Source organism: Phyllobacterium sp. LjRoot231, from assembly GCF_964253365.1.
Taxonomy (GTDB): domain Bacteria; phylum Pseudomonadota; class Alphaproteobacteria; order Rhizobiales; family Rhizobiaceae; genus Phyllobacterium.
Genome location: NZ_CAXUQT020000001.1, coordinates 310,260 through 335,751 on the forward strand (window position 1 = coordinate 310,260; position 25,492 = coordinate 335,751).

The 25,492-nt window shown below is 56.7% G+C and carries 24 protein-coding genes and 1 pseudogene; 11 read left to right on the forward strand and 14 right to left on the reverse strand.

What is annotated here, in order from left to right:
* Positions 1-310: 310 nt before the first annotated feature.
* Entirely contained in the window at positions 311-3,262 is a 2,952-nt protein-coding gene (gene polA, locus ACSQ3H_RS01465) for a DNA polymerase I (RefSeq protein WP_436115394.1), read from the forward strand.
* A 186-nt stretch (positions 3,263-3,448) separates the two neighbouring features.
* On the opposite strand, the gene ACSQ3H_RS01470 is transcribed toward polA, so the two are convergent.
* The 12 genes and pseudogenes from ACSQ3H_RS01470 to ACSQ3H_RS01525 form a co-directional block, all read right to left on the reverse strand.
* On the reverse strand, positions 3,449-5,029 hold the full coding sequence (locus ACSQ3H_RS01470; protein ID WP_436115395.1) for an FGGY-family carbohydrate kinase: 1,581 nt from the start codon (positions 5,027-5,029) through the stop codon (positions 3,449-3,451).
* Positions 5,029-5,715: an HAD family hydrolase gene (locus ACSQ3H_RS01475; RefSeq protein WP_436115396.1), complete on the reverse strand. Its 687-nt coding sequence runs from the start codon at positions 5,713-5,715 to the stop codon at positions 5,029-5,031. The genes ACSQ3H_RS01470 and ACSQ3H_RS01475 overlap by 1 nt, the downstream gene beginning before the upstream one ends.
* 1 nt (position 5,716) lies before the next feature.
* The gene (locus ACSQ3H_RS01480; RefSeq protein ID WP_436115397.1) at positions 5,717-7,195 is read right to left on the reverse strand and encodes a mannitol dehydrogenase family protein; all 1,479 of its coding nucleotides are present in this window, start codon (positions 7,193-7,195) and stop codon (positions 5,717-5,719) included.
* A gap of 62 nt (positions 7,196-7,257) precedes the next feature.
* Complete coding sequence (locus tag ACSQ3H_RS01485) at positions 7,258-8,034, reverse strand: L-iditol 2-dehydrogenase (RefSeq protein WP_436115398.1); 777 nt, start codon at positions 8,032-8,034, stop codon at positions 7,258-7,260.
* A 20-nt stretch (positions 8,035-8,054) separates the two neighbouring features.
* Entirely contained in the window at positions 8,055-9,053 is a 999-nt protein-coding gene (locus ACSQ3H_RS01490) for an ABC transporter ATP-binding protein (protein WP_436115399.1), read from the reverse strand.
* 13 nt (positions 9,054-9,066) lie between these two features.
* Entirely contained in the window at positions 9,067-9,897 is an 831-nt protein-coding gene (locus tag ACSQ3H_RS01495) for a carbohydrate ABC transporter permease (RefSeq protein ID WP_436115400.1), read from the reverse strand.
* A 3-nt stretch (positions 9,898-9,900) separates the two neighbouring features.
* The gene (locus ACSQ3H_RS01500) at positions 9,901-10,128 is read right to left on the reverse strand and encodes a hypothetical protein (RefSeq protein WP_436115401.1); all 228 of its coding nucleotides are present in this window, start codon (positions 10,126-10,128) and stop codon (positions 9,901-9,903) included.
* Positions 10,129-10,172: 44 nt separating this feature from the next.
* On the reverse strand, positions 10,173-11,045 hold the full coding sequence (locus tag ACSQ3H_RS01505) for a carbohydrate ABC transporter permease (RefSeq protein WP_436115402.1): 873 nt from the start codon (positions 11,043-11,045) through the stop codon (positions 10,173-10,175).
* 102 nt (positions 11,046-11,147) lie between these two features.
* A complete protein-coding gene (locus tag ACSQ3H_RS01510) occupies positions 11,148-12,458 on the reverse strand; it encodes an ABC transporter substrate-binding protein (RefSeq protein ID WP_436115403.1) in 1,311 nt (436 codons plus the stop codon).
* A gap of 112 nt (positions 12,459-12,570) precedes the next feature.
* Entirely contained in the window at positions 12,571-13,530 is a 960-nt protein-coding gene (locus ACSQ3H_RS01515) for a sugar-binding transcriptional regulator (RefSeq protein WP_436115404.1), read from the reverse strand.
* A gap of 169 nt (positions 13,531-13,699) precedes the next feature.
* Positions 13,700-13,972 (reverse strand): annotated as a pseudogene (locus ACSQ3H_RS01520) (SelT/SelW/SelH family protein); the annotation flags it as partial.
* On the reverse strand, positions 13,969-14,376 hold the full coding sequence (locus tag ACSQ3H_RS01525; RefSeq protein ID WP_436115405.1) for a hypothetical protein: 408 nt from the start codon (positions 14,374-14,376) through the stop codon (positions 13,969-13,971). The gene ACSQ3H_RS01525 and the pseudogene ACSQ3H_RS01520, both read right to left, overlap by 4 nt.
* Before the next feature lie 651 nt (positions 14,377-15,027).
* Between ACSQ3H_RS01525 and ACSQ3H_RS01530 the strand changes: the two genes are divergently transcribed.
* From ACSQ3H_RS01530 to ACSQ3H_RS01570, 9 genes are all read left to right on the forward strand, one after another.
* Positions 15,028-16,248 (forward strand): tyrosine-type recombinase/integrase, encoded by a 1,221-nt coding sequence (locus ACSQ3H_RS01530; protein WP_436115406.1) that lies wholly within the window; start codon positions 15,028-15,030, stop codon positions 16,246-16,248.
* A gap of 271 nt (positions 16,249-16,519) precedes the next feature.
* Entirely contained in the window at positions 16,520-16,777 is a 258-nt protein-coding gene (locus ACSQ3H_RS01535) for a helix-turn-helix transcriptional regulator (RefSeq protein ID WP_436115407.1), read from the forward strand.
* A 71-nt stretch (positions 16,778-16,848) separates the two neighbouring features.
* Positions 16,849-17,181, forward strand: a complete 333-nt coding sequence (locus ACSQ3H_RS01540) for a hypothetical protein (protein ID WP_436115408.1) — start codon at positions 16,849-16,851, stop codon at positions 17,179-17,181.
* A gap of 243 nt (positions 17,182-17,424) precedes the next feature.
* A complete protein-coding gene (locus ACSQ3H_RS01545; RefSeq protein ID WP_436115409.1) occupies positions 17,425-18,246 on the forward strand; it encodes a helix-turn-helix domain-containing protein in 822 nt (273 codons plus the stop codon).
* A 361-nt stretch (positions 18,247-18,607) separates the two neighbouring features.
* Positions 18,608-18,886, forward strand: a complete 279-nt coding sequence (locus tag ACSQ3H_RS01550) for a hypothetical protein (RefSeq protein WP_436115410.1) — start codon at positions 18,608-18,610, stop codon at positions 18,884-18,886.
* Positions 18,883-19,272 (forward strand): hypothetical protein, encoded by a 390-nt coding sequence (locus ACSQ3H_RS01555; protein ID WP_436115411.1) that lies wholly within the window; start codon positions 18,883-18,885, stop codon positions 19,270-19,272. Before ACSQ3H_RS01550 ends, ACSQ3H_RS01555 begins: the two co-directional genes overlap by 4 nt.
* A 179-nt stretch (positions 19,273-19,451) precedes the next feature.
* Positions 19,452-21,800 (forward strand): hypothetical protein, encoded by a 2,349-nt coding sequence (locus ACSQ3H_RS01560; protein WP_436115412.1) that lies wholly within the window; start codon positions 19,452-19,454, stop codon positions 21,798-21,800.
* Between the two features lie 64 nt (positions 21,801-21,864).
* A complete protein-coding gene (locus ACSQ3H_RS01565) occupies positions 21,865-22,449 on the forward strand; it encodes a hypothetical protein (protein WP_436115413.1) in 585 nt (194 codons plus the stop codon).
* A 143-nt stretch (positions 22,450-22,592) separates the two neighbouring features.
* Complete coding sequence (locus tag ACSQ3H_RS01570; RefSeq protein ID WP_436115414.1) at positions 22,593-22,991, forward strand: hypothetical protein; 399 nt, start codon at positions 22,593-22,595, stop codon at positions 22,989-22,991.
* 139 nt (positions 22,992-23,130) lie between these two features.
* Here the strand turns inward: ACSQ3H_RS01570 and ACSQ3H_RS01575 are convergent, their stop codons facing one another.
* Entirely contained in the window at positions 23,131-23,394 is a 264-nt protein-coding gene (locus ACSQ3H_RS01575) for a hypothetical protein (RefSeq protein ID WP_436115415.1), read from the reverse strand.
* 1,234 nt (positions 23,395-24,628) lie between these two features.
* Between ACSQ3H_RS01575 and ACSQ3H_RS01580 the strand changes: the two genes are divergently transcribed.
* The gene (locus ACSQ3H_RS01580) at positions 24,629-25,114 is read left to right on the forward strand and encodes a hypothetical protein (RefSeq protein WP_436115416.1); all 486 of its coding nucleotides are present in this window, start codon (positions 24,629-24,631) and stop codon (positions 25,112-25,114) included.
* Between the two features lie 141 nt (positions 25,115-25,255).
* On the opposite strand, the gene ACSQ3H_RS01585 is transcribed toward ACSQ3H_RS01580, so the two are convergent.
* A complete protein-coding gene (locus ACSQ3H_RS01585; protein ID WP_436115417.1) occupies positions 25,256-25,420 on the reverse strand; it encodes a hypothetical protein in 165 nt (54 codons plus the stop codon).
* Positions 25,421-25,492 lie beyond the last annotated feature (72 nt).

Sequence of the window (25,492 nt, forward strand, 5' to 3'; positions counted from 1 at the left end):
CGTGGCGGGGGGACCACAGGCGACCAGATCACTACACTCAATTTGCGGCCAACCCTGGAGAGGGGGATGAGGCTAACCGCAAGTCCGGTGTTAGGCGGGGGACGAGCCTCATAAACCGGACATCGATCTAACGTCGACACCTTGGATTTGGGGGTCAAACCGTGGCAATTCAAGGGCATCGCAGATTACATCTTTGTAACAAACGCGTGATGCTCATTTGTCAGGATAGACGCGTGTCCAAGCGATCTTTCGTTGAAAGAAAAAGACAGATCATTCCCTTTTTGCAGATGATCATTTAATCGTAGGCGCCATGAAAAAAGGTGATCATCTCTTCCTCGTCGACGGCTCCGGTTATATCTTCAGGGCTTATCACGCACTCCCCCCATTGACCCGCAAATCAGACGGTTTGCCAGTGGGCGCTGTCTCCGGATTCTGCAACATGTTGTGGAAACTGCTGAGGGAAGCGCGCGACACATCCGTGCGCGATACGCCCACGCACTTTGCCGTGATCTTCGACTATTCGGCGCATACGTTCCGCAAGGAAATCTATCCGGAATACAAGGCAAACCGCTCGGCACCGCCGGAAGACCTGATTCCGCAGTTCGGTTTGATTCGCCAAGCCACAAAGGCTTTCAATCTGCCCTGCATCGAAAAGGAAGGGTATGAAGCCGACGATCTGATCGCGACTTACGCCCGCATGGCAGAGGCGGTTGGCGCGGAGGTCACCATCATCTCCTCCGACAAGGATCTGATGCAGCTCGTCACACCGCTGGTGTCGATGTATGACAGCATGAAGGACAAGCAGATCGGCATTCCCGATGTCATCGAGAAATGGGGCGTGCCGCCGGAGAAGATGATCGACCTGCAGGCGATGACCGGCGATTCGACCGATAATGTGCCCGGCATTCCCGGCATCGGGCCGAAGACCGCCGCGCAGTTGCTGGAGGAATTCGGCGATCTCGACACGCTGCTGGCGCGCGCTGGCGAGATCAAGCAACAGAAGCGCCGCGAGAACATTCTCCAATATGCAGACCAGGCGCGTATCTCGCGTCAACTCGTAACGCTGAAGACAGACACGCCTGTTGATGTCGGTATCGAGGAGTTTGGCCTCGAACCCCAGAATGGACCGAAGCTCGTCGCCTTTCTCAAGGCCATGGAGTTCAACGCGCTGACGCGTCGGGCTGCGGAAGCAACCAATGTCGATGCAAGCGAGATCGAACCGGCAAATGTCCGCATCCAGGCAGTCGCAGAGGCGCATGGACCGGATCTGGATATTTCATCCGAAGACGATCTCCCCAGCCCGCCAAAACCGGCGGCAACGGCCGCGCCCACCACCAAGTCAGCCACGGGAAACGCCGTGGCGACACCTGCCGACCTGGTGAAATCACGTACGGATCAAGTGCTTTCGGCCAAGATCGATCGCAGTGGTTATGCAACCATTCGCGACGTCGCGGCGCTGCAAGTCTGGATTGACGAGGCGATGGCATCCGGCGTCATCGCATTCGATACGGAAACCACGTCTGCCGACCCGATGCAGACCGAAGTGGTCGGTCTGTCGCTTGCTACAAGGCCTGGACGCGCCGCCTATATCCCGATCAATCACATATCCGGCGATGGCGATCTTCTTGGCGGCGGGCTGGTGGAGCGCCAGATACCCGAGCGCGATGTGTTCCGCATGCTGAAGCCGCTTCTAGAGGACGCGTCGGTCCTCAAGATTGCGCACAGTATGAAATATGAGTGGCTGGTCATGCACCGCTACGGTATCGACCTTCATCCACTCGATGATACGATGCTCATCTCCTACGTGCTGGATGCCGGTGAAGGCAGTCACAGCATGGACAGTCTTTGCGATCGCTGGCTTGGCCACAAGCCCCTCGCCTACAAGGATTTGATCGGGTCGGGTAAGTCATCGGTCACCTTTGACAAGGTCGCGATCGAGCGGGCCACGGAATATGCAGCGGAAGATGCCGATGTCACATTGCGGCTGTGGCGTCTGTTGAAACCCCGTCTCGTCGCCGACGGACTGATGTCGGTGTATGAACGGCTGGAGCGGCCGCTTATTCCCGTGCTCGCGCGCATGGAAGAGCGCGGCATTTCCGTCGATCGCCAGATTCTCTCGCGCCTGTCGGGTGATCTCGCTCAGTCAGCGGCAGCGATAGAGGAAGATATCTACCGGCTCGCTGGCGAAAAAATCAATATTGGCTCCCCGAAGCAGATGGGCGATATCCTGTTCGGAAAAATGGGCCTGCCCGGTGGTTCCAAGACCAAGACCGGCCAATGGTCAACCTCGGCCCAACTTCTTGAAGACCTCGCGGCAGAGGGACATGAACTGCCGCGCAAGATCGTCGATTGGCGCCAGCTGACCAAGCTCAAATCAACTTATACCGACGCCCTGCCCGGCTACATCAATCCGCAGACAAAACGTGTTCACACATCATACGCCATGGCGGCGACCTCGACAGGCCGCCTCTCCTCATCCGAGCCCAACCTGCAGAACATTCCGGTGCGTACCAGCGAAGGCCGCAAGATTCGCACCGCCTTTATCGCTGAACCCGGCAACAAGCTTATTTCTGCCGATTACAGCCAGATCGAATTGCGGGTGCTGGCGCATGTCGCCGAAATTCCGCAACTGACACAGGCTTTTGCCGACGGCATCGACATTCATGCTATGACGGCGTCGGAAATGTTCGGCGTCCCGGTCAAGGACATGCCCTCGGAGGTTCGCCGCCGCGCCAAGGCGATCAACTTCGGCATCATCTATGGCATTTCCGCCTTCGGCCTCGCCAACCAGCTGTCCATTCCCCGCGAGGAAGCGGGCCAATATATCCGTACCTATTTCGAACGTTTCCCTGGCATCAAGGATTACATGGAAGCGACGAAAGCGTTCGCCCGGCAGCATGGCTATGTCGAGACGATTTTCGGAAGGCGCGCACACTATCCGGAGATACGTTCATCCAATCCGACACACAGGGCATTTAACGAACGTGCCGCGATCAATGCGCCGATCCAGGGTTCTGCGGCCGATATCATCCGCCGCGCCATGGTGCGCATGGAGCCAGCCTTGAACGAAGCAAAGCTCTCGGCGCGCATGCTCCTGCAAGTGCACGACGAATTGATCTTCGAGACCTCCGAAGAGGAAGTCGAAGCAACTATTCCTATCATTCGCCATGTCATGGAGAATGCCGCCATGCCCGCGATCTCCCTGTCCGTGCCCCTGCATGTCGATGCGCGTGCGGCGCATAATTGGGACGAAGCGCATTAGCATTACGACAACGGGAACTGCATTGCCATTGTGCGTGGTTCGACGGGGCTCACCATGAGGGAGTGAGTGGGCTGCAACGGTAGTCGCATACGTTGGGATTCTTGGCTCCCTGCAATCAACCCATCTCCCTCATGGTGAGCCCCGTCGAACCGCGCACAACGAAACTGCAATCTTCCTCAGTAGTTATTATAGCGTGTCCAGAACCTTCCGCTGGGCATGCATTTCCAGAAAAATGCGGTAATCCCTGTCGAGACGTTTGCGCGCGGTCGGGTCCGGTTGGCGCGGCCGGCCACCCTGTTTCATTGCGATGCAGGCGGAAGGCAGATCGGGATAAATCCCGGCTGCCGTCGCTGCCACCATGGCCGTGCCAAGCAGCACGGCATCTTCGGCAGCCGAAGTGATCACGGTGCAGCCAGTTGCATCGGCATAAAGCTCCATCAGCAAGGGGCTTTTCGTGTGACCGCCCGTCACGTGCATGGTGTCGATGGCATAGCCCTTGTCGTTGAGCGCATCCAGAATGTGCCGGACACCCAGCGCGATCCCGACGCAGGTGCGCCAGTACAGCCGGCAGAGGCTGTCGAATGACGCATCCAGTGTCAGACCGCTGATCACACCCACGGCGTGCGGGTCGGCGAGCGGCGACCGGTTGCCATGGAAATCCGGAAGAACATGGAGACGGCTAGCGAGGTCAGGCCCCTCTTTGTCGCGCAGTTCCATGATCCGCTCGGTGATCTTCTTGTGCAGCGCCGTGTTGGGTTCACCGACAGCGCCATGCCAGCGGGTGACATGATCGAGCAGTGCGCCGGTTACCGACTGTCCGCCTTCGCTCAACCAGCAATCCGGCAGAGCAACGCCATAATACGGTCCCCAGCCGCCGCTGAATGAAATAGGCTCCTGCGACAGCGCCATAAGGCAACTTGACGTCCCCGCGATCAGAGCAAGGTGTCGATCGATTTGCGAGAGGTCTCCGGCAAAACCGCCGAGAACTCCCAGCGCGCCGGCATAGGCATCGATCAGCCCTGCGCCGACGTGGCATGCGGTGGTAAGTCCCAGCGCCTTGGCTGCTTCGGTCGTCAGCCTTCCAACGTCAGCGCCCACCGGGCTGGCACGCTCGGGCAGATTGCCGCGCTTAACCATGTCTTGAAGGCCAATGGTCTCAAGATAGTCAGGCTGCCAGCCTTGTAGTTCATGCGCAAGGTAGGTCCATTTACAGGTCAGCGTACATTGCGAGCGGGCCAGCGAGCCCGATGCTCTCCAGCTCAGATAATCGGCAAGGTCGAAGAAATAGCCGGCTTTGTTCCACGTATCCGGCAGATGCCGCTTCAGCCACATCAGCTTTGGTGTCTGCATTTCCGGCGACATGACGCCGCCGAGATAACTCAAGACTTTGTGGCCTGTCGCCGTGCATTCATCTGCCTCATCCAGCGCACGGTGGTCGAGCCAGACGATGGTATCCCAACGTTTCTCGCCCGAGGTCGAGACGGTCAAGGGTCTGCCTTCCCTATCACGAACGACCAGGGAACAAGTGGCATCGAAGCTGATGCCAACGACATGAGCCGGATCGACTTTGGACGCCGCGATGGCGCCCTGCACGGCGATGCAGACGGATTTCCAGATGTCTTCCGAATCATGTTCTGCGTGATCGGCAAGCGGCCGGTTCATCAAAATTGGGTGCTCGACGCGACCAAGCAGGTTTCCCTTGGCATCGAGAATGCCCGCACGGGCGCTTCCTGTCCCGACATCTACCGCACAGACGAATTCCGGCATCAACGAACTTTCGGTGTGGCTTCCTGCGCTGTGAGCAAGCCCGGCAACTCCAACATGTCGTCGAATATACGGTCTGGCTTGAGGGAAGCAAGTACAGCCTCAAGCCGCCCGCCGCGGGAATGAGTGCCCCCGGTAAAAGCGAAAACACGCATGCCTGCATTTTTGGCTGCCTCTATTCCGGCCGGGCTATCCTCGATCACGACGCAATCCTGTGGCTCAACCTTCATGGTTTTTGCTGCCAGCAGAAACAGATCCGGTGCCGGCTTGCCATGTTTCACCATTGTGGCGCTGAAAATATGCGGATCGAGCAGGTCAAGCAATCCTGTAAGTCTCAACGACAGGCGAATGCGATCGGGCTGACTCGATGAGGCCACGCAGCGCGGCACGTCCAGCCTTGGCAGGGTCTCGGCAATACCCGGTATGGGCTTCAGGTCAAGCTCGAAGCGAGCGAAGAGATTGGCCCGCATTTCATCAAGATCTGCCTCGCTCGCCGCAAAACCATAGTCCTCGTGCAATATTTTACTGATCGTCGTCATGCTACGCCCGAGGAATCGGTCATAGGCGTCATCCTCGGACATCCTTGTCCCGCTCTTGGCGATCATATCGAGCAGGACAGCGATTGAAATTGGTTCGCTGTCAACGAGGACACCATCACAATCGAATATGACGAGAGCAGGTTTCGCCATATTAGAGCTTATCGTCGAGATAGAGCTTCAAGGTTTCGCGCGCGCCCTTATCCCAGAGCGCCCGGAGGATTCGCGAGAACGATTCAACAAAAATCGGCGAGGTTCCGACCTCACCGAATATATCGGTCATCGCTAGGAACGCTTTTGGATCATCCTTGGCTTTCAAGGCTTCGACCTTTAATCGTTCGGCGCTGGCGTCGAGATAATTCGTCGGCTTGCCGGAGTCCGTCGTCCCGGCGCAGAACCGGCACCACAGCGCTGAAACCAGCGACAGCCCGGTGATGCTCCTGCCCGCCTTCAGCCTGTCCGCTGTGGTCGGCAGGATAAATTTCGGCTGGCGATTGGATCCGTCCTGGCACAGGCGCTGAATCGTATCGCCAATCTTCGGATTGGAAAAGCGTCGTACAATGAGGTCGAAATAGTCATCGAAGGGCATATCAGGCACCGGCGGCAGGACCGGGATGATTTCCTCGCGCTCGAGCTTGGTCAGGAAGTCGCGGATCAACGGTTCTTCCATGGCTTCGTGCACGAAGTGGATATCCATCAACGATGCCGGGTAGGCTATCGCCGCATGACCACCATTGAGGATGCGGATTTTCATCAACTCATAAGGAGCGACGTCCTTGACGAAGGTCACACCGACTTTTTCAAGCGCGGGGCGTCCCGTGGGAAAATGATCTTCGAGCACCCATTGCTTGAAGGGCTCGCAGAAAACCGGCCAATTATCCTCGATGCCGAAGTCCGTGGCCAAAAGATTTCGCTCGCGATCCGTCGTGGCCGGCGTGATGCGATCGACCATGCTGTTGGGAAATGCAACGTTTTGCTTGATCCATTCGGCAAGGTTCGCATCGATAAGAGCAGCGAGACCGCTGACGGCATCGCTCGTCACATGACCATTGCCGGGAATGTTGTCGCACGACATGACGGTAAACGGCGCGGTGCCTTCATTGCGGCGGCGGATCAAGCCGGCAAGGATCAGCCCGAAAACTGTTTTCGGGTCTTTCATATCGGCCGCATCGGCAACGATTGCAGGATGCTGCGGATTGAACACACCGGAAGCCGGATCGATGAAATAGCCTCCCTCGGTAATGGTCATCGAGACGATGCGAATTTCGGGATCGGCAAGACGGGCGATGGTGTTGGCGCTATCGCCCGGCTGCAGATAGTCGATCATCGACGAGGTGACGTGGGCAACCCTGTGTCCACTGTCCTGTTCAACGACTGTGGTCAGCCAATCCTGCGCCTGCAGTTTCTGCCGCATGACCTCATCGGAGGCGAGAACACCTGCACCGACCAGACCCCATTCATGATCCGTCCCGGCGTTGAACAACGCATCGAGATAAACAGCCTGATGCGCGCGGTGGAAATTGCCGATGCCGAAATGGATTATCCCGGCCTTCAGGTCGGACTGGCTATAGCCGGGAACGCCGACATTCTTCGGCAGGTTCTGCAACGCAGCTTTCGAGAGTTTTACAGTCATCGGGCCTAACCCTTCTATTCAAATATGCTGCGTCGGCGGCACCACTGAGCCGCGCGGAAACGTCAGCTCATCCAGTTGCCGCCATCGACATTATAGGTCTGGGCGACGATATAATCGCTTTCGCTGCTCGCCAGGAAAATCGCCATGCCGGTCAGATCTTCCGCGGTCCCCATGCGGCCATAGGGAACGGCTTCCCCGACGAGACGTTTTTTCTCGCCGCGCGGCCTGTTTTCATACTTGGCGAAAAGGGCATCGACGCTTTCCCAATGCTCGCCATCAACCACGCCCGGCGCGATGGCATTCACGTTGATACCGTGCTCGATCAGGTTGAGGCCGGCTGATTGGGTCAGGCTGATCACCGCGGCCTTGGTGGCGCAATAAATCGCCACGAGCGGCTCACCGCGACGCCCGGCCTGGCTGGCCATATTGATGATCTTGCCGCCCTTGCCACGTGCAATCATCACCTTGGCGACTGCCTGCAGCGTGAACAGCGTGCCGGAGAAATTGACCGCGAAGAGCTTGTTATAGCTCTCGCGGGTGATCTCAACGATCGGTGCCAGATCAAACAGCGCCGCATTGTTGATGAGCACATCGATACCGCCAAATTTGTCGACGGTTTCATTGACGGCGGCGTCAATCGAGGCTTGGTTTGTAACATCAAGCCGGACCGCATGCGCCTGGCTGCCAAGTTCCTTGGCAGTCTCCTGCGCACGTTCCAGATTGATGTCAGCGATCACAACGTGAGCGGCGCCTTCGCGTATGTAAGCCTCCGCGAACGAGCGACCGATGCCGCGCGCCGAACCCGTTATGAATGCCGTCTTGCCTGCAAGTCTGTTCATTTCAATTACCTGTTTGTCATTCAAATTGCCTGGCCGTTCGCATCGAAGCGATGCAGCCGGTCGGCCTCTGGCGTAAGGTAAACCTGCTGGCCGAAATCGGTGGTGAAATCGCCATCGGTCCGCACGGTGATCTTGCCGACCCCATCGACTTGTATGTGGATGAAGGTGTCGGAGCCGAGATGTTCGGTCACTCCCACAGTGCCTTTCCAGGCGCCTTCGGTTTTGGAGATACGCACATGTTCTGGCCGCACGCCCAGCGTAGTCGCATTTTGCTTGGCAGCTTCCTGTCCCTCGATCAGGTTCATGCGCGGCGAGCCGATGAACCCTGCCACGAAGACGTTTCTCGGGCTGCGGTAGAGGTCGAGTGGCGATCCGACCTGCTCGATACGCCCGGCATTCAGTACGACGATCTTGTCGGCCATAGTCATGGCTTCAACCTGATCATGGGTCACGTAGATCATGGTGGTCTTCAGTTGGTGATGCAGATCACTGATCTCGAGCCGCATGTTGCCGCGCAAGGCCGCATCGAGATTGGATAGCGGCTCGTCAAAGAGAAACGCCTTCGGCTGCCGTACGATTGCCCGCCCGATGGCAACGCGCTGGCGCTGTCCGCCGGATAGTTGTCCTGGCCGCCGATCAAGATAGTTGGTGAGATTGAGGATATGCGCCGCGTCCTTCACCTTCTTGTCGATCGCAGCCTTGTCCTGACCATCCATTTTGAGCGGAAAGGCGATGTTGCCGTAGACGCTCATATGCGGATAGAGCGCGTAGGACTGGAAAACCATGGACAAACCACGCTTGGCCGGTGCCTCGCTCGACATGTCCTTGCCATCGATGATGATACGGCCGCCGCTTAAGTCTTCCAGACCGGCGATCATGCGCAGCAAGGTCGACTTTCCGCAGCCGGAAGGGCCGACGAAGACAACGAATTCGCCATCGACGATTTCAAGGTCGATTTCTGGAATGACCGAGGTGGTTCCAAATGACTTTGATACTTTTTCGAGTGTAATTCTTCCCATGATATCCCCCTGATTATTTGACGGCGCCGAAGGTCAGACCGCGAACCAGCTGCTTTTGGCTGAACCATCCCATGATCAGAATCGGTGCAATCGCCATGGTGGATGCGGCCGACAGTTTGGCCCAGAACAAGCCTTCAGGACTAGAGTAGGAGGCAATGAAGGCGGTGAGCGGCGCGGCGTTGGCCGCTGTAAGGTTCAGCGTCCAGAACGCCTCGTTCCATGCAAGAATGATATTGAGCAGCATGGTTGATGCAATACCCGGTACGGCCATGGGCGTCAGTACATAGACGATCTCCTTCATCAACGATGCGCCGTCCATGCGCGCCGCTTCGAGAATTTCGCCCGGTATTTCCTTGAAATATGTGTAGAGCATCCAGACGATGATCGGCAGGTTGATCATGGTGAGGACCGCTACGAGACCAAGACGCGTATCCAGGAGACTCCAGTCGCGGAAGATCAGATACAGCGGCACCAGAACGCCGACCGGCGGCATCATCTTGGTGGAAAGCATCCACATCAGCACGTCTTTGGTGCGCTTGGTCGGCGAGAACGCCATTGCCCAAGCTGCCGGGATGGCGAGAGCCAAGCCGATGAGCGTCGACCCAACAGAAATCACCACCGAATTAGTGACATGTTTCATATAGTCTGAGCGACTTTGCACCTCGCGGTAGTTCTCGAGTGTCCAGTCGAAGAACAGGAACTGCGGCGGCGTGGCGACCGCCGTTCCTTCCGTCTTGAAGCTGGTGAGGAAAGTCCACAGGATCGGAAAGAAGATCAGGAGACCGATAGCCCAGCCGAGGATGGTGAAGGTCAGCTTTCGCCGTGTTGTGACTGCGCGGGCCATGGCCTAGAGCCCTTTCTGGCCATATTGGCCGTATTCTGTTTCTCGACTGGCGAGACAATCCACGCGGAAGGCGGCAAGGTCGATGTGGTTCATCGGACGAAGCCGCCTGACAAAGTGGGTGTCCGCCAGCCGGAAACCCGAAGGGACAGGGTTTGTTGCGCCAATCCCGGCGCAAAGCCACTCGCCCGCACGCAGAGTGCGGGTCTTCCTGTCTTTACTTGATCTTGTCACAACACACCTCCGTCAGAATAGGTCAATATGGCCAGAAAGGGCTCTTACCTCTCAAGGTTCTTGCCGATGAGGCGAATGAGGAAGAAGGCGACGATATTGGCGAGGATCACCGCGACGATACCACCGGCCGAAGCGCCGCCCACATCGAACTGCAGAAGCGCCTGAGCGTAAATGAGATAGGTGATGTTCGTCGTCTGCAGGCCAGGTCCGCCATTGGTCGTCACCAGAATTTCGGCGAACACGCTGAGCAGGAAAATGGTCTGGATGAGGATGACGACGGTAATCGCGCGCGACATGTGCGGCAGCACCAGGTAGAAAAAGCGAGAGAGAGCCCCTGCGCCATCCATTTCCGCGGCCTCGATCTGTTCGCCGTCAAGCGATTGCAGGGCGGTGAGCAGGATCAACGTGGCGAAAGGCAGCCACTGCCAGGCGACGATGAGAATGATCGAAAACAGCGGCAGTTCCGCGAACCAGTCGACAGGCTGGAACCCGAACGAGCGGGCGATCCACGCGAACAACCCGTTGACCGGATGCATCAGCATGTTCTTCCAGACAAGTGCCGAAACGGTCGGCATGACGAAGAACGGCGCGATTACCAGAAGGCGGACGATGCCCTGCCCGAAGAATGGCTGGTCAAGCACGATCGCCAGCAGGATGCCGCCAATCACGGTGATAAGCAGTGTACCGCCGACCAGCATCAGCGTATTGCCGAGCGCGGTGAAAAAGGCGGGGTCGGTCAGAAAATACTGGTAGTTGAGAAAGCCAGCAAATTCCTCGGTTCCCGGCATCAACAAATTGTAGCGCAGGAACGAGAAGTACAGCGTCATGACAAGCGGCACGATCATCCACAGAAACAGGAGGATGACGGCGGGCGACATCATGAGACGGGCAGTTGCACGTGTCTGAAGCGTAGCCATGGTCGGGTTCCAATGCAGTAATCATTAAAAGTGAGAATGCAAAAGGAGGCCCGGGCTGCCCCTGACATTCGCGTCAGGAAACCGTCCGGAGCCAGGAGGATCCTACTTGATGTAGCCGCCCTTCGTCATCTCACGTGTCGTCAGCGCTTGTGCACTCTGCAATGCCTGATCGACCTTCATCGAACCGGCAAGCGCCGCCGAAAACTGCTGTCCAACCGCCGTACCAATACCCTGGAACTCAGGAATGGCGACGAACTGGCCACCCGTATAAGGCACCGGCTTGACAGTCGGCTTGGTGGTATTCGCCGCATTCATCGCGTCGAGCGTGATCTTGGCGAAGGGAGCTGCCTTCTGATATTCCGGATTGGCGTAAAGCGACTTGCGCGTGCCTGGAGGAACGTTGGCCCAGCCTTCCTTGCTGGCGACGAGCTCCGTATAGGCCTTGTCTGTCGCCCAGGAGACGAACTTCTGCGCAGCTTCCGCTTTCTTGGTGCTGGCAGGAATGCCGAGGTTCCAAGCCCACAGCCAGTTGCCATGATTTTCCACGCCGCCTGTCGGGAAGAGCGCATAGCCCACCTTGTCGGCAACCTTCGAGTCCTTCGGGTTGGTCACGAAGGACGCAGCAACGGTCGCATCGATCCAGATACCGCATTTGCCGGTCTGGAACAGAGCCAGGTTCTCGTTGAAGCCGTTCGACGATGCACCGGGAGGTCCTGCTTCCTTCATCAGGTCGACGTAGAAGGTCAGCGCCTTCTTCCATTCCGGCTGATCGAATTGCGGTTGCCACTTTTCATCGAACCAGCGGGCGCCGAATGAATTGGCGGTCGCCGTCAGGAGCGCCATGTTCTCGCCCCAGCCGGCCTTGCCGCGCAGGCAGATGCCGTAGGTCTCGGTCGACTTGTCAGTCATTTTCTTGGCCGCGTTGGCGATCTCATCCCAGGTCGGCTTCTCAGGGATCTTCACGCCCGCCTTTTCGGCAAGGTCCGTGCGATACATCACCATGGCGCTTTCGCCATAGAAGGGCGAGGCGTAGAGTTTGCCGTCAAAGGAAACGGCGGCATCGATAGCCGGCAAAAGGTCCGATTTGTCATAGTCCTTGCCAAGACCATCGAGCGGCAGGAGCCAGCCCTGCTTGGCCCAGATCGGCACTTCATAGGTGCCGATGGTCAGCACGTCGTACTGGCCGCCCTTGGTGGCGATGTCGGTGGTGACGCGCTGACGCAATACGTTTTCTTCGAGCGTCACCCACTCGAGCTTGATGTCCGGATTTTTCTTGGTGAAATCATCGGTCAGTTTCTGCATGCGGACCATGTCGCCATTGTTGACCGTGGCGATGGTCAGCGTTTCCGCATGCGCAAAACTCGACATGGCGAGTACCGACGCCGCGGCGAGCAGAAGCGTTCTTGATAACATCTCATTCCTCCCGAATGTTATGAGCAATTGCTTGTCTTATGGGCAAATACTCACACAATGGCGAAACAAGTCAAGAGCAATTCGTCGCTGCATTGCAACAATACGGTGGGAGCTAGCTGCGGAGGAGTGCTTCCGCGGTCTGTTCGTCGGTGATCAAGCCGTTGATAAGGTTGCCCTTTATCGCCGCCACAATGCCCGGCAGCTTTTTCGCACCTTTGGCGGTGGCGATGACCGTCGCGGTGTCGCGCGACGGGATCTGCGCGCTGGCGACGCGGTCATTGGTCAGGCCCTCGATGGGCACGCCGTTGCGGTCGAAGGCACGGCCGATGATTTCGCAGACCGCACCGGCCTGGCGCAAGGCGTTCAGTTCTTCGCGCGAAATGAAGCCGTCGATGAAGAGCGGCGCGTCTTCCCCGAGATCGCCAATGCCAAGAAACGCAACATTCGCCCGCGCCGACAATTCCAGCACCGGACGGATCATCGCCTGGCTGTGCAGAAGCTCGCGCTCCTCCGGCGAGGAGGCGATGACCGGCAGCGGCATCGGAAAACTCCGCGCCTTGATCTTGTCGGCAATGTTGAAAATGACGTTGTAGAAAGCCGCCGAACCATCCGGCGAGATATTGCCGGTCAGCGACACCACCTTGTGCTGCGGGCATTCGATCGGCGACAGCTGTTCGATCGCCGCCTTCAACGTACGCCCGGTGCCAATGCCAAGAATGATCGGCGCTTCCGATTTCAGCCAGCGCGTCATCTCCGCCGCCGCCGCATCGGCAATGCCGAGCGTCGTCGAGGTGGAGCCCGGATCGGTCGGCACCACCTCCGCCATCTTGAGATCAAAGCGCTGCCTCAGTTGCGCGGCGAGATCTAGGCAATGGGCGATTGGATGGTCGAGCCTTACCTTGACCAGCCCTTCCGACACGGCCAGCGACACCATGCGCTGCGCCGACTGGCGCGAAATGCCGAGCTTGGCGGCAATCTCGTCCTGGGTGTTGCCGGCGACATAATACAACCAGCCAGCGCGCGCCGCGTCGTCGAGCCTGGTTGTGGTAATCTCCGGCTTACTCTTACTCATCTTCACCCCGTGGTTCGCCGTTCGACAGCTCACGAGGCTCACCATGAGGGGCGTTGGCGCTTGACCCACCCTGAGTAGTATTGGAGCTTGGCTCATTGGGGGCGTTGGTGCAGGGCTCCTCCTGTCTCATCCTGAGCTTGTCGAAGGACGCACCGGCAGCCTTATGCCCGTCGGAATGGCCGAGATCGCGCTCGGGCCAGACGATATCGCGCACCTTCTGCTTCAGCACCTTGGCCTCGGGAAACCCGCCATCGCGCTTGCGCTCCCAGATGAGATCGCCGTTGACATGGATTTCGAAAATCCCGCCTGTTCCGGGGATCAGTGCCACCTCGCCGAGATCGGCGCCAAAGGTCGAGAGCAGCTCCTGCGCCATCCAGGCGGAGCGCAGGAGCCAGCTGCATTGCGTGCAATAGGTAATGGTGATGCGCGGTTTCGTTGTCATGTCTTTCTAGATATCACTTTCCCATCGCATTGGAAGCTGCCGTCTTCGGTATAGGTGACCGACTGGCCCCCGTTTACCCACCGCATGATCTGAATGGTCACCACGAAGAAAATGCTGGAGTCTTTCCAGGGAATGCAAGGAGGCAATGCGCTGTCGGGATAGTTTCGCAATTCGGACTCGCGTTCCTTGCAGCAGCGGTGCCTCTGGCAGGTCTTGCGATGACATGTCTTGTAGTATCCAAAAACAGTTGCCACGCTTTGCCCGATGGCAAGCAGCAGGCTGCTTCGTTCTTCGAGAGCGCGCAGTTCTGACGCGGGCATAGGATCGCCATACGGATCCTGCCGCACCCCGACTTTCACCCGGGGTGACAACCGAAATTCTTTCATGCAATTGACCTGCTTCATCGACCGTTCCTTCTCTGCTCGGCTCAACATAGAGGCTCCCTTTGCCACGCCCGCTTTCGCGTCTGGCCATTGCTTGGTGGTGGGAAAGACGGGCGGTCGTCGAAGCGCGTCTTGGTAGAATAAAAATGCGATCCGAAGACCGCCCGTCCGGCGTTTTTTGATCCCGTCCGTTCCGCGTCGGAAACGCCAGCGGCCAGGACTGCGCCCAGCCAATCTGCCGCCCTCACAGTGCTCGTCCAGCACGCACCGGCCTTAGTACCGGCAGGGGAACCCTTGGACAGAACTTCCCCGGACGACGGGTCCGTTACCCGCCATCGGAGGCGCCGATCCTCTCCCCACTTCGAACGGCTCCGGAAGCAGTTCCCCATGGAAAGGACGCCGTTAGAATAAGCGAGGTTTGGAGGGTGTGGATAAACAGCCACGATTATTTTTGATCTGGTCGCTTTCAAGGGTGCTGATTTGCCGGATGGCAATGCTGCTGTGCGTGGTTCGACAGGCTCACCATGAGGGAGCGGGGCAAGCTGTCGTGGGTGTTCGTGGGTGTCCATAATTGTAAAAAAGCCAGTGTTTTCAATGTGTTGATTTGCCATGGCCGTCCGTAAGTGTTAGGTGGTGTCATATACCTAACTAGGAAAACGCCAAGGAAAGCCAATGCCCAGAACCCGCAAACACATCCCGCCACTCACCAAGGAAATCATCGACAGTCTGACCGAACCCGGACGCTACGCGGAAGGCACGGTACCGAACCTGTACATGAAGGTTAGCACCACAAAAACAAAATTCACAATCTCGAAGAGCTGGGTTTTCATGTGGCAGCGCGGCAAGAAAGTGTGGGAGCCGGGCCTCGGCAGCTGGACCGGCGCGGGCAAGGCCGGGCGGACGAGCATCCCGCTGGCGCGCAAGAAGGCGCTGGCCATCCACGAACAGATCGCCGAGGGCAAGAACCCGATGGCGGAGAAAAAGCGCAATGCCATGACATTTGCGAAATGCGGCACGGCGCTGCTCGACAGCCTCAAGCCGACGTTCCGCAACAAGAAGACGGAGGATGGCTGGAACCGCTCGCTCACCCTGCACGCCGCCGCCATTGCCGACATGCCGGTGAACGCCATCGGCGTTGAGGATATCCTCGGCATCCTCAAACCCGTCTGGCTGGAGAAAGCGGAGACCGCCAAGCAGTTGCGCGGGCGCGTCGAGCGGGTCTTGGATTTCGCCAAGGCCAAGGGCTATCGCTCAGGCGACAACCCGGCAGCGTGGCGCGGCAATTTGGACCATTTGCTGCCGAAGCGTCCGAAGCTGCAAAAGGGTCATCACCCGGCGCTGCCCTACGCCGATGTCCCGGACTTTGTCGCCGGTCTGGATACGGCCAGCGACCCGGCGCTGCCGCCGCTGTTGCTCACCATCCTCACCGCCGTCCGTTCCGGCGAGACGCGGCTGGCCGAGTGGTCCGAGTTCGACATGGACAAGGCGCTGTGGACAGTGCCGAAGGCGAGGACCAAGACCGGCGAGCGCGACCATATCGTTCCCCTGAGCAAACCGGCCTTGGCGATTTTGGCCGCACAGGAGCGCCGCACAAGCGAAAGCCGGGTGTTCCCGGCCCTTGAGGAAGGCGACATGCGCGATGCGCTCAGCAGGCTTGTATCGGCCAAAATTGCGGTTCCGCATGGTTTCCGCTCATCCTTCCGCGATTGGGCTGGCGATGAAACCGGCTTTGCCCGCGAGACCGCCGAGGAAATTTTAGGCCACCGGATTGGCAACGATACAGAAAATGCTTATCGGCGCAGCATCGCCGTCGCCAAGCGCAGAAAGCTGCTCGATGCATGGGGCGCTTACGTCACAGGGAATAACAATGTGACGGCGCTGAAGCGGGCGTGAGTGCGGAATTTTCCGCAGGCTTTGATTGTTCACAAAACGAATTTTTTTGCAGGAATTGTTCACTTTTTGGTGACGACCTATAACGAGACTTACAAAGACTGTACGGCGGCTAGATTATCCCCGGACAAAACAAGCCGAAATCGTACCGAGGTTAAAGATACACTTAAGTTTGCTTGCGAAACGGGCATTGCTCAAAGAAACGGCAAGAAAAAAAGGCTTGTCACGCCAACTTTTAACAATTTTACTTGTCATTCAAACGTGGATGACAGCTATGAACGAGATACTTTCCTATTTCATGACACTCAAAGAGGTAGCCGCCGACCTTCGCTGCTCGCGCGGCTATATCTACTGGCTGATGGATCACGATCCGGATTTCCCGCTGCCCGTATATCACGGCAACCGACCGAAGATCATACGCAAGGAACATGAGGCGTATCGGCGCAAGAAGGTGGCGGCGCAGCGTCACGGTGCGCCACGCCGAGGCCGTCCGCCGAAGGTAGCACCAGTGCAAGAGGTTATTGAGAATTGAAGTTTACGGCAGTCGGGCAGCGCAGAACCGCTGCTACGACAGGAGTCAAATCAACCAAGGAGGATAGAGCGATGCCAATAGTCATGACCACCGAAGAAGATGAAAGAGCCGATGCGTTGCTTGACCAGCATTTGAAAGACCAACGTGCGCGTGCGGAGCAGGAAGCCAAAGACGGCTTGTTCGACCATACCCGCTACGTATATCTCAATCCGCGTTACAGATTGCCGCGTGGCGAGATGACTCGGCAGCTCTGCGATGTCCGGTGCGCCTACATCGAGACAAAGCCGGACTACGACAACGAGTGGCTATGGCTCGCTAAAACGCGGCGCGCGCTGGCGAACATGCCAAAAGCCACGATGCGGAAAGATGTGCTGACTGACGACGGATTTCCGCTCGGCAACTAACGTTTCTAGAGGCCAGCAGGCAGGAAGAACCGGGTTTCGCCTGACCAGAACAGGCGAGCGAAGGGAGTATAAAGGCCACTGAAACGGGAAAAATTGCCGCCATTCTGGCCCGCAATGAAAAAACCCGCCCGGAGTGTCTCCGAAACGGGTTTGGGGAGGGAGATGGTTACTTGCCTTCACCACAATACCCTCCAGACCGTTCCAGCACAAGATTTACCGGGCCACCCAGGGGCTCTGTTTCCAATGAACACGCGAAAGCAAAACAACGGATCCGCAAACTGGAAATTTGAACTTCTCGACGCCGTCAACGACGACAAGCGTCTCAGCCACGCGGCCAAAGCAGTCATGATTGTGTTCTTGCACTATGCCAGCGACGATAACCAGCAGCGCGCCTTTGCCGGTATCGACACCATCGTCGAGCGAGCCAATGTGGCGAAGCACACCGCCATCAAGTGCCGCGACCTGCTCATATCGACCGGCTATCTCGTGCCGACCGGCAAAAAGACCGAACTCGGTGCAAACGTGTTCCGGCTTGCGAACGTCAATCCAAACCCTACCCGTTGGGCCACGAAGTTGCAAAGACAAGGGGTGCACCCAGTGCACCCCCTCAACGATAGCGGGGGTGCAATTACCCCCGATAAGGGGGTGCAGTTTTCGCAAAAAAGGGGTGCAGCAACTGCACCCGAACTCGATAGAGAACTCGATAGAGATTCTTTGCGCATGCGCGCGAAGACGGATTTTCCTTTGGAGAAAAAATCCGCTTCGCTCAGTGCTGAGGAAGAAGAAGAGAAAAGGGAACGCGAAGCCGAGCAGCGCTGGGCAGAGCAAAAGGCGAGGAAAATAGCGCAGCGCGAAAAACGGCGCGAGGAGCAGCGAGCGAAGTTCCATCGAGATTGGCAGCAAGCCAAAGCGCGCGTCCATGCCGATATAGAGAACCTGCCAGCTGACGAACGGTGTCCCGGAGCAATCGACGAAAGTGAACTGATTGTCGCCGAACTTCGTAAGCCGGGTGACGGCCTGAAGCGCTACCGCGAGATCGCGGTGGCTGAAAGGAGCGCGCCTTGATCCGAGCACCAGAAAATTAGGGGAGGATAAGTGTTATCACGATGAGTAAAGGCGCAGGAAAGATCGAACAGCGGATTGCGGACTTGTTCGCCGCAACACGTGATCGCGCACTGTCGATCGATGACATCACTGATAACACTTATGAGCTTCATGGCCAAAAGCCGAGTCGCGAGCAGCGTCTATCAGCGACTCGCGCCACGCATCGGCTGTTGCGCAGGGTGATCTCGGCGGCACAGCCGAAATGTTCCGCAAACTGGTTGAGGCGCGAGACCGGCTTCTCGCTGCCATCGGCATCCTCGATGCCGGATGGGCGGTCGCGCCGGATCGCGTCGCCTATACCAATCAGGCGTGAGGTGGCGTCATGGGCAAGAGCAAAACTCCGCAAGAGCAACTCTCCAGCGAACTGGCGCGGTTGATCGCCGAACAGATGCGCGTTGGTTTCGAGGCCTACGCGGCGGCGCTGCAACGCGTGGCGGACAGCCACACGCGCAACCTCAAGGCCACGGCAAAGGAGTTGGTCGAACTGATCGAAATCGAGAAGGCCGTTCGTCAAAGGCAGGACGCCGTGTTGCGTGAGCAGATGAACGATTTGCTCAAATTGCATGATCTCAAACAGCAACAGGAGGCTCTGCTGCAATGAACGCGCCGGTAAAGGTTTCCGAGAAGGCCTACGTCAAAACGCGGGGCGGCGACTTCGTCGACCTGACGGCCATCCTGAACGGCATCGGCGATGCGCTTGAAGAAGTGCGCGCCCACCTGCAAAAGCAGATCGACGAGAGCAAGAAAGCCTTCAGCGCCGCAGAGGTGATCAAGGCCGTCGGCAGCGAATTGGGTGAGCTGGAAAGAAAGCTCGATCAGTCCGAGCAGGTGCGTCGTGATTTGCAGGATCAGATCGATCATTTGCGCGACGTGCAGCGAAGCCGCGAAGTCGATTGGATTGACGATGTTCAAGAACTGAAGCGCACCGTCAGTCGCATGAGCGCGGCACTCGACGCGCTGAAAGGAAAGGGCAAGAGCCGTGGTTGAGCCGTCACTTGGTGCACGCTTTAGTAACTGATCGGGCAGTATCAGTAGACGCGATTCGCAATTACTTGCGGTATAGATTTGAGGTGCCGAGCAGGCCCTTGGGGGAGCAATTGTCACACGTAAGCGTAACTGTCCGTCTGCGGCCAATACGATTCGCGTTCTTGGTTCGCCCCACGGACATGGACGCTCTGATAGAAATCTTCCGCATCAACACTTGCTTGTGGGGTGGAAAATACAATCCGATCATCCCCATTATAAAGCAAATACCTCCTTGGTGGGATCGCCATCACGTTGTTGAAACCGCTCCGCAGGTGGTCAATGGCTACCTTAGTTTTTTTGAGCCAGATTTTCTCGTGGAGACGTCCACAGGTTTGGCCGAAGGTTTAGGCTTTGAGAGCGACCGAGTGCTTCAGTTGGCTGACATCTTGCCCCGCGACGGCAATCGTGACGAGCGTGGTCATGGTCTCAGTGTATTGGACCTCTATCGGGAACTTTACAAAAAGGAATTCCAATTCACACGACGGCATGAACACGGAATTGTGCATGTCGTCGCGCGAGAAAAGAGGTTTCAAGCGTTGTGTGCCTGTTTGGCAGGTAGTTTCCCGCAGACCGAAGACCTTGCCTATTTCGAGGAAGCTTTCATTGATGCCTTCGACCCAGAAAGGATTTCACTGGACGGTGAAACGCTTGCCAAGCTCTTCCAATCGGGCGGAAGAACGGCACTCCGAATCGGACACTCGAAGCTCAACGTCGATTATCATGATCGCGCCGATCCTGCGCTTTTTGTACTGGACGCGACCAAGCCACAAGACCTCCTCGACTTCTGGAATCTTCGTGCTACACGCCGCGACGTTGTGCCAATTCCCCTCCAATGGGCGAAGGAACTATCAGCGTACTCAAAGGAATTTATAGAGCTGAACTATCGGCCTCTTCCGGGCAATGACAATGGAGTGATGATCCACCCGCACGTGATGTTTGCACGTTCCATTCCAACGAGCGATCTCGACCGCATCTATTACGACTATTTCAGGGTCGAAACCAACGGAGCGAATACTCGTCAGGACTGGTACCCAGCGCTTTGGCGATCTTCTTCGGGATCCACTCAGCGAAAAAAGCAAACAACGCTGTCAGCCGATCAGAAAACGATTGATGTTCCCATTGATCTGCAAACGCCCGAGCTGCGGTTTGAAGGACTGCATCCGACGTTTGCCTCTGAGTATGGTGGCCAAAGTCGGTGGGCCAACGTCATCAAGTTGAGAGATTGGAGCTTAAGTGATCAAATTGCTGTAGTCTATCCGACCAGCCATCAGCATGGCCTTTTCACCCGCCTCAACGTTGCATCGGAAAATCTGCTCTCTACGACCGAAGGATTCGTGACTTTCCAAGAATTTCGAAGCAGATCGCAGTTCTGGCGATTGTCGGATGGCGGAACAGCTATCAGGAAATGGCTCGAAACGCACAACGTGAAATCTTCTGCCTCTGATGCCGGGAGCGCCACTCAGCAGATTGTGCAAACGCTTGGCGGCTTTTGGGGCGTTAAAAGCATCGCTCACCGGGCAATAGTTGAGCTTCTGAATGAAATATCGCGGAGACCAGGATCGCGAAGCATTCAGCATCAAGAGTTTCGAAACCGCATTCACAACGCTACCAAAGGTGATATTTGGCGACAAAACAATTTTGAGATTCTCGTGAAGCAAAATGCGTTAGAACTCGGACTTGAAATCAAATGCGATAAATGTTCGAGCTGGAGCTGGCACCCGTTAGCGGACCTTGGCTACACTGTGAAGTGTGGCTTGTGTCTTCAACCCTTCGCTTTCCCAATCATTGAGCCGACTTCTGGTCAGCATACCCGGTGGTCCTACCGCCTAGTTGGGCCATTCGCGCTCCCGGACTATTCGCGCGGAGGTTATGCCGCCGCGCTAACGCTCCGATTTTTTTCCGATGTTATTGGCCACATGGACCTCGCCCGAATGACTTGGTCGGCTGGGCGGGAATTGGAACTTGGACCGAAGCACAAAGTCGAAGCTGATTTTATCCTCTGGTATCAACGCAAGGAGATGTTTGGCAACGACCATGCTACCGAAGCGGTGTTCGGTGAGGCCAAGAGCTTTGGCCGGGAAGCGTTCACACAAGACGATGTTAATCGAATGAAGGTCCTCGCGGAGCGGTTTCAAGGTTCGACAATTGTCTTCGCGACGATGAAGGAAGCGAGCGAACTTTCCCAACAAGAAATAGCGCGAATAAGGAAGCTGGCCGCTTGGGGGCGCGAATACCTTCCCCGGGAGCGTCGCACCCGAGCACCCGTCATCATGCTAACAGGTACGGAGTTGTTCACTGCGTACAGTCTGAAGTCTGAATGGGAGGCGAAGGGAGGCGCACACGCTGCGATTGCCGCTCATGGTTGGGCGAGACTGGATAATTTGCGGGAACTGGCGGACTACACCCAACAACTCTATCTCGGTATGGAGTCCTATAGTAGCTACCTTGAACAAAAGTGGCAAAAGCGGCGTGCGCGGAGTGATCGTTGATCCGGACGCGCAGAATTCGTCGCGGCGCTGACTCAGAGTAAAAAAGATAGGGCGGGGGTAGTTAATGAAATTGATTTGGGTATGGCTTTGCATTTTTGCAGGAGTTGCAAGCGCACAGGCAGACGATAATACATGTGCTGAGCTCAACGCGGCGTACCAACACGCAGCAAACACGGGTCGCTACCAAACGGTTTCAACCGTTACAGGAACGGGTCAGGATAGCGGGAAGCTATGGCTCTGGACCTTTTATTACGACCAGACCATCTACGTCCGCAAGCCAGACTCTCCTTGGCTCGCATACAGGCGTGGAACGGTCGATCATACCGATGATGGACGGCCGGTCTTTCAAAATTGCACTAAGCATGGCACTGAGACCATGGACGGAAATGATACGACGGTCTTCCAAACCGATTGGCAGCGCTATGGCGACAAGGCCGTAACCAAATTGTGGTTTTCGACAGAAACGGGAAAGTTAGCGCAAACAGAACGGTTCTTTACGGCGCTTGACGAGAATAGTTTTTTTTCTGGCTTGCTCGGACAATCTTTAGTTGACAGATACACCTATGACCGTGGGCCGCCACCACCCCTAGAAGAGTACAAAGCATATGTGCTACCGCTCCTCCCGTCAGAATTGGGGCAAGCAAAGTAGGTTGAGGTGAATTAACGCCCGTCAACACGAGCGCCATCGTCGCTCTTTCTTGCCGCCCGCGCGCCTTCGGGTGTATCCATGAAACCATGCCATCGGAGGCCGAACAATTCCACTCGTTAATAGCTCGCCTTGAGGCCTGTGGCATGACGATCTTCACCGGGGGTTTTATGCACAAGTTTTGGTATGCTCTTGCTTTAACAACGGTTTTTTCTATCGCTTGGATGGCTTCGCTGGCAGCGGAGCCGACAAAAGCGATGCCGACCGGACAGGAAACGTGGATTTCTCAGGAGGATGCACTCGCGAATCCCGACATCGTCGTCACCGTTGATTTGAATTTAGATCGAAACGGCAGGATCACGGGTCCGCTAAAGGTGGGCGGCTCCGGTGAAAATCGGGATGCTCTGAAGAGGGCAATGGACGGTGCTCAGCGGGCTGTTCGTCGAGGAGCCCCATACAAACTTCCGGCGAATAAGTACAAATATTGGAAGAATACTCATTTTACGTTCCACGCGGATCCCAATTGGAAAGGGCAAAAGTGGTAGCTCACGCGAGCCGTGGTGGCGTCATCTAAAGAGGACCGTGGCCCATGGCGCGGTCTGGCGCAACTTGCGCGGAACTAGGGGAATTTCCTCACTGCTGATCGATTAGCGGTGGGATCGGGGCCAGTGCTAGAGCCCGGCGCTAGTATCCGAGGAGGTAATAGACCAGAGCCACGATAGGAAACAGCACGAAGGGTGTCGCCATGAACACCACCTTGGCGAACAAGGGCCGGGCCATGACAACCTGATATAGAAGCGGCGTCATGGCCAACGTGAGGAGCAGGGCAATGATTGCCACCCCGCCTTTTGTTGTCGCGACCGCAGGGCCGACAAGATGCCCCATAGTAAGCCCCAAGACGGGCGAAGCGGCTTTCAGCGTATCGATAAGGTTTCGTGTCCTGTCCATACCGGAAGCACTACCAGCCCGGATTTAAACCAGCGTCAAAATCTTCGGTAAGGTTTTAGGAATTGCCGCAGTCTGGGATCGGAGGAAGTGCTAGAGGCCGCCGCTCGCTTGCAGATAGAGCCACAAAGCAGACATCAGGGTAGATTAAGAATATACAAAAGACCAAATGTATACATGCTTCCAAAAATTAAAATTGCCAGCCACATAAAGAACAATTGTGTAAATTCGCGCCTATATCGAGTGAAGCAATACATAACAATTGTGAGCGGGATGAGAATATAAACTTGTGGTGTAACAAATAATATGATCTTCAATGCAGAAATAAATTCGCTTAAGTCAACGATAGCCGCAAAATTGGCTATTTGGCCCACAAGTAGAAAGAATACGACAAAGTAAATGACAGAGATCAAAAACACGGTAAGAGAGGTTCTTATTCTAGAGCTCTCAGTCGAGTAGATTGCAGTAGATTCGGTCGTTGGCATTTTCTTGGCATAACTCCCCACGAGTTTTAATTATATCGCCGGAACGATAGTGGAAAGCAAGAAGAAGTCGGTCTCTGCAATTGGCGATGAACGCGACAGCATCACCTCTTAAGATTTCCAACGGTATGAGCGAAGGGCTTTCCAAACCTCGACGGCAAGCGCGACAGGATAGACGCCAAACACAAGTGTCATCCCGAAGATCGTCAGAAGCGCGACCATTTGGCGGATTATCCTCTGTTCTGCAACGGAGTTGAAAAGCTCGCCAGAGACATGGAACGTTGGCCGCGTTCATCGGTTCCAAAAGGGGAAGCATTGCCTAAAAGGTGCAACTAGGAATGCTGCCGGGAAGCACTTAACTGATAATTAATTCGCAAACGATATCAACACGTTACCACAGGGGCATGTTCACCATGAGGGAGGTGGGATGATGGCAGGGAGCCAAGGTCTGCAAGGTTGGCGGCTATCCGTCTTGTCCGGATCGCAATGCTGCTGTGCGTGGTTCGACAAGCTCACCATGAGGGAAGTGGGTTGATTGCAAAGAGTCAAGGTCTGCAAGGTTGGCGACTATCCATGCAGTCCCCAACCTCCCTCATGGTGAGCCCTGTCGAACCACGCACAGCAGCATTGCCATCCGGCAAATCAACGCGCCCAAAAAAATCCTCTCCTCCTGACATCCTCCTGACAGTAGGTTGTCAGGAGCCCTGCGCTATATTTATCCACGAAACGGGATGAAATAACGGGAGGACGGCATCATGGACGGAGCGATACACACCCTTGGCAGCGCGGCGGATTTTGATTTTCTCGTCGGCGACTGGAACATACGCAATCTGCGCCTGAAGGCGCGTTTTGCCGGCTCCGATAACTGGGATGAGTTTCACGCCACGTCGAGCGTGCGCAAGCTCCTCGAAGGCACGGCGAATATCGAAGAGATGGTTATGCCCTCGCAGGGCTTTACCGGGGTAACGCTGCGCCTGTTCAATCCGCGCGACGGGTCATGGTCGCTGCATTGGGCCGACAGCCGCAGCAACGTGCTGTTTCCGCCGGTGATCGGCCATTTCGACAATGGCAAGGGGGTTTTCTACGGCGAGGATACGGATGATGGCACGCCGGTGCGCGTGCGCTTCCTGTGGACACCCTCGCCCGACGCACCGCTCTGGGCGCAGGCGTTTTCCAAGGATGGCGGCGAAACCTGGGAAACCAACTGGGTGATGGAGTTTACCCGGCGTGCTAAAGCGTAGTTTACGCAATTCCGGACGGAAAACCGGTTCCCACTTTTCCTGGAATTCCTCTAGCGCCGCGCGCCTCATGCCGGGCCTCATGGAAGCGGGCAGCATCCTCCCAAGCCTGCCCTTCCATCAGGGCCCGGCGGGGCGCAAAATTCAGCGGCGCGACATCTCGCGCGCAATGCGGGTGAAATCACCCTGCTTGATGCCGATATCGGCACGGTCGGCGGCGCTCATGCCCTGCAGCATGGCAAGCGCCTCACGATAAGCACTGTCATTGTGGCGGCGGCCGCGCGTGGCAAAATCAATCAGAAAGCTCATGGCCTGTTCCCTGTGAAATCTGGTTCAACAGGCGCAGGATAGGCATAGGTGCGGATATTGTGCAGTGCAATA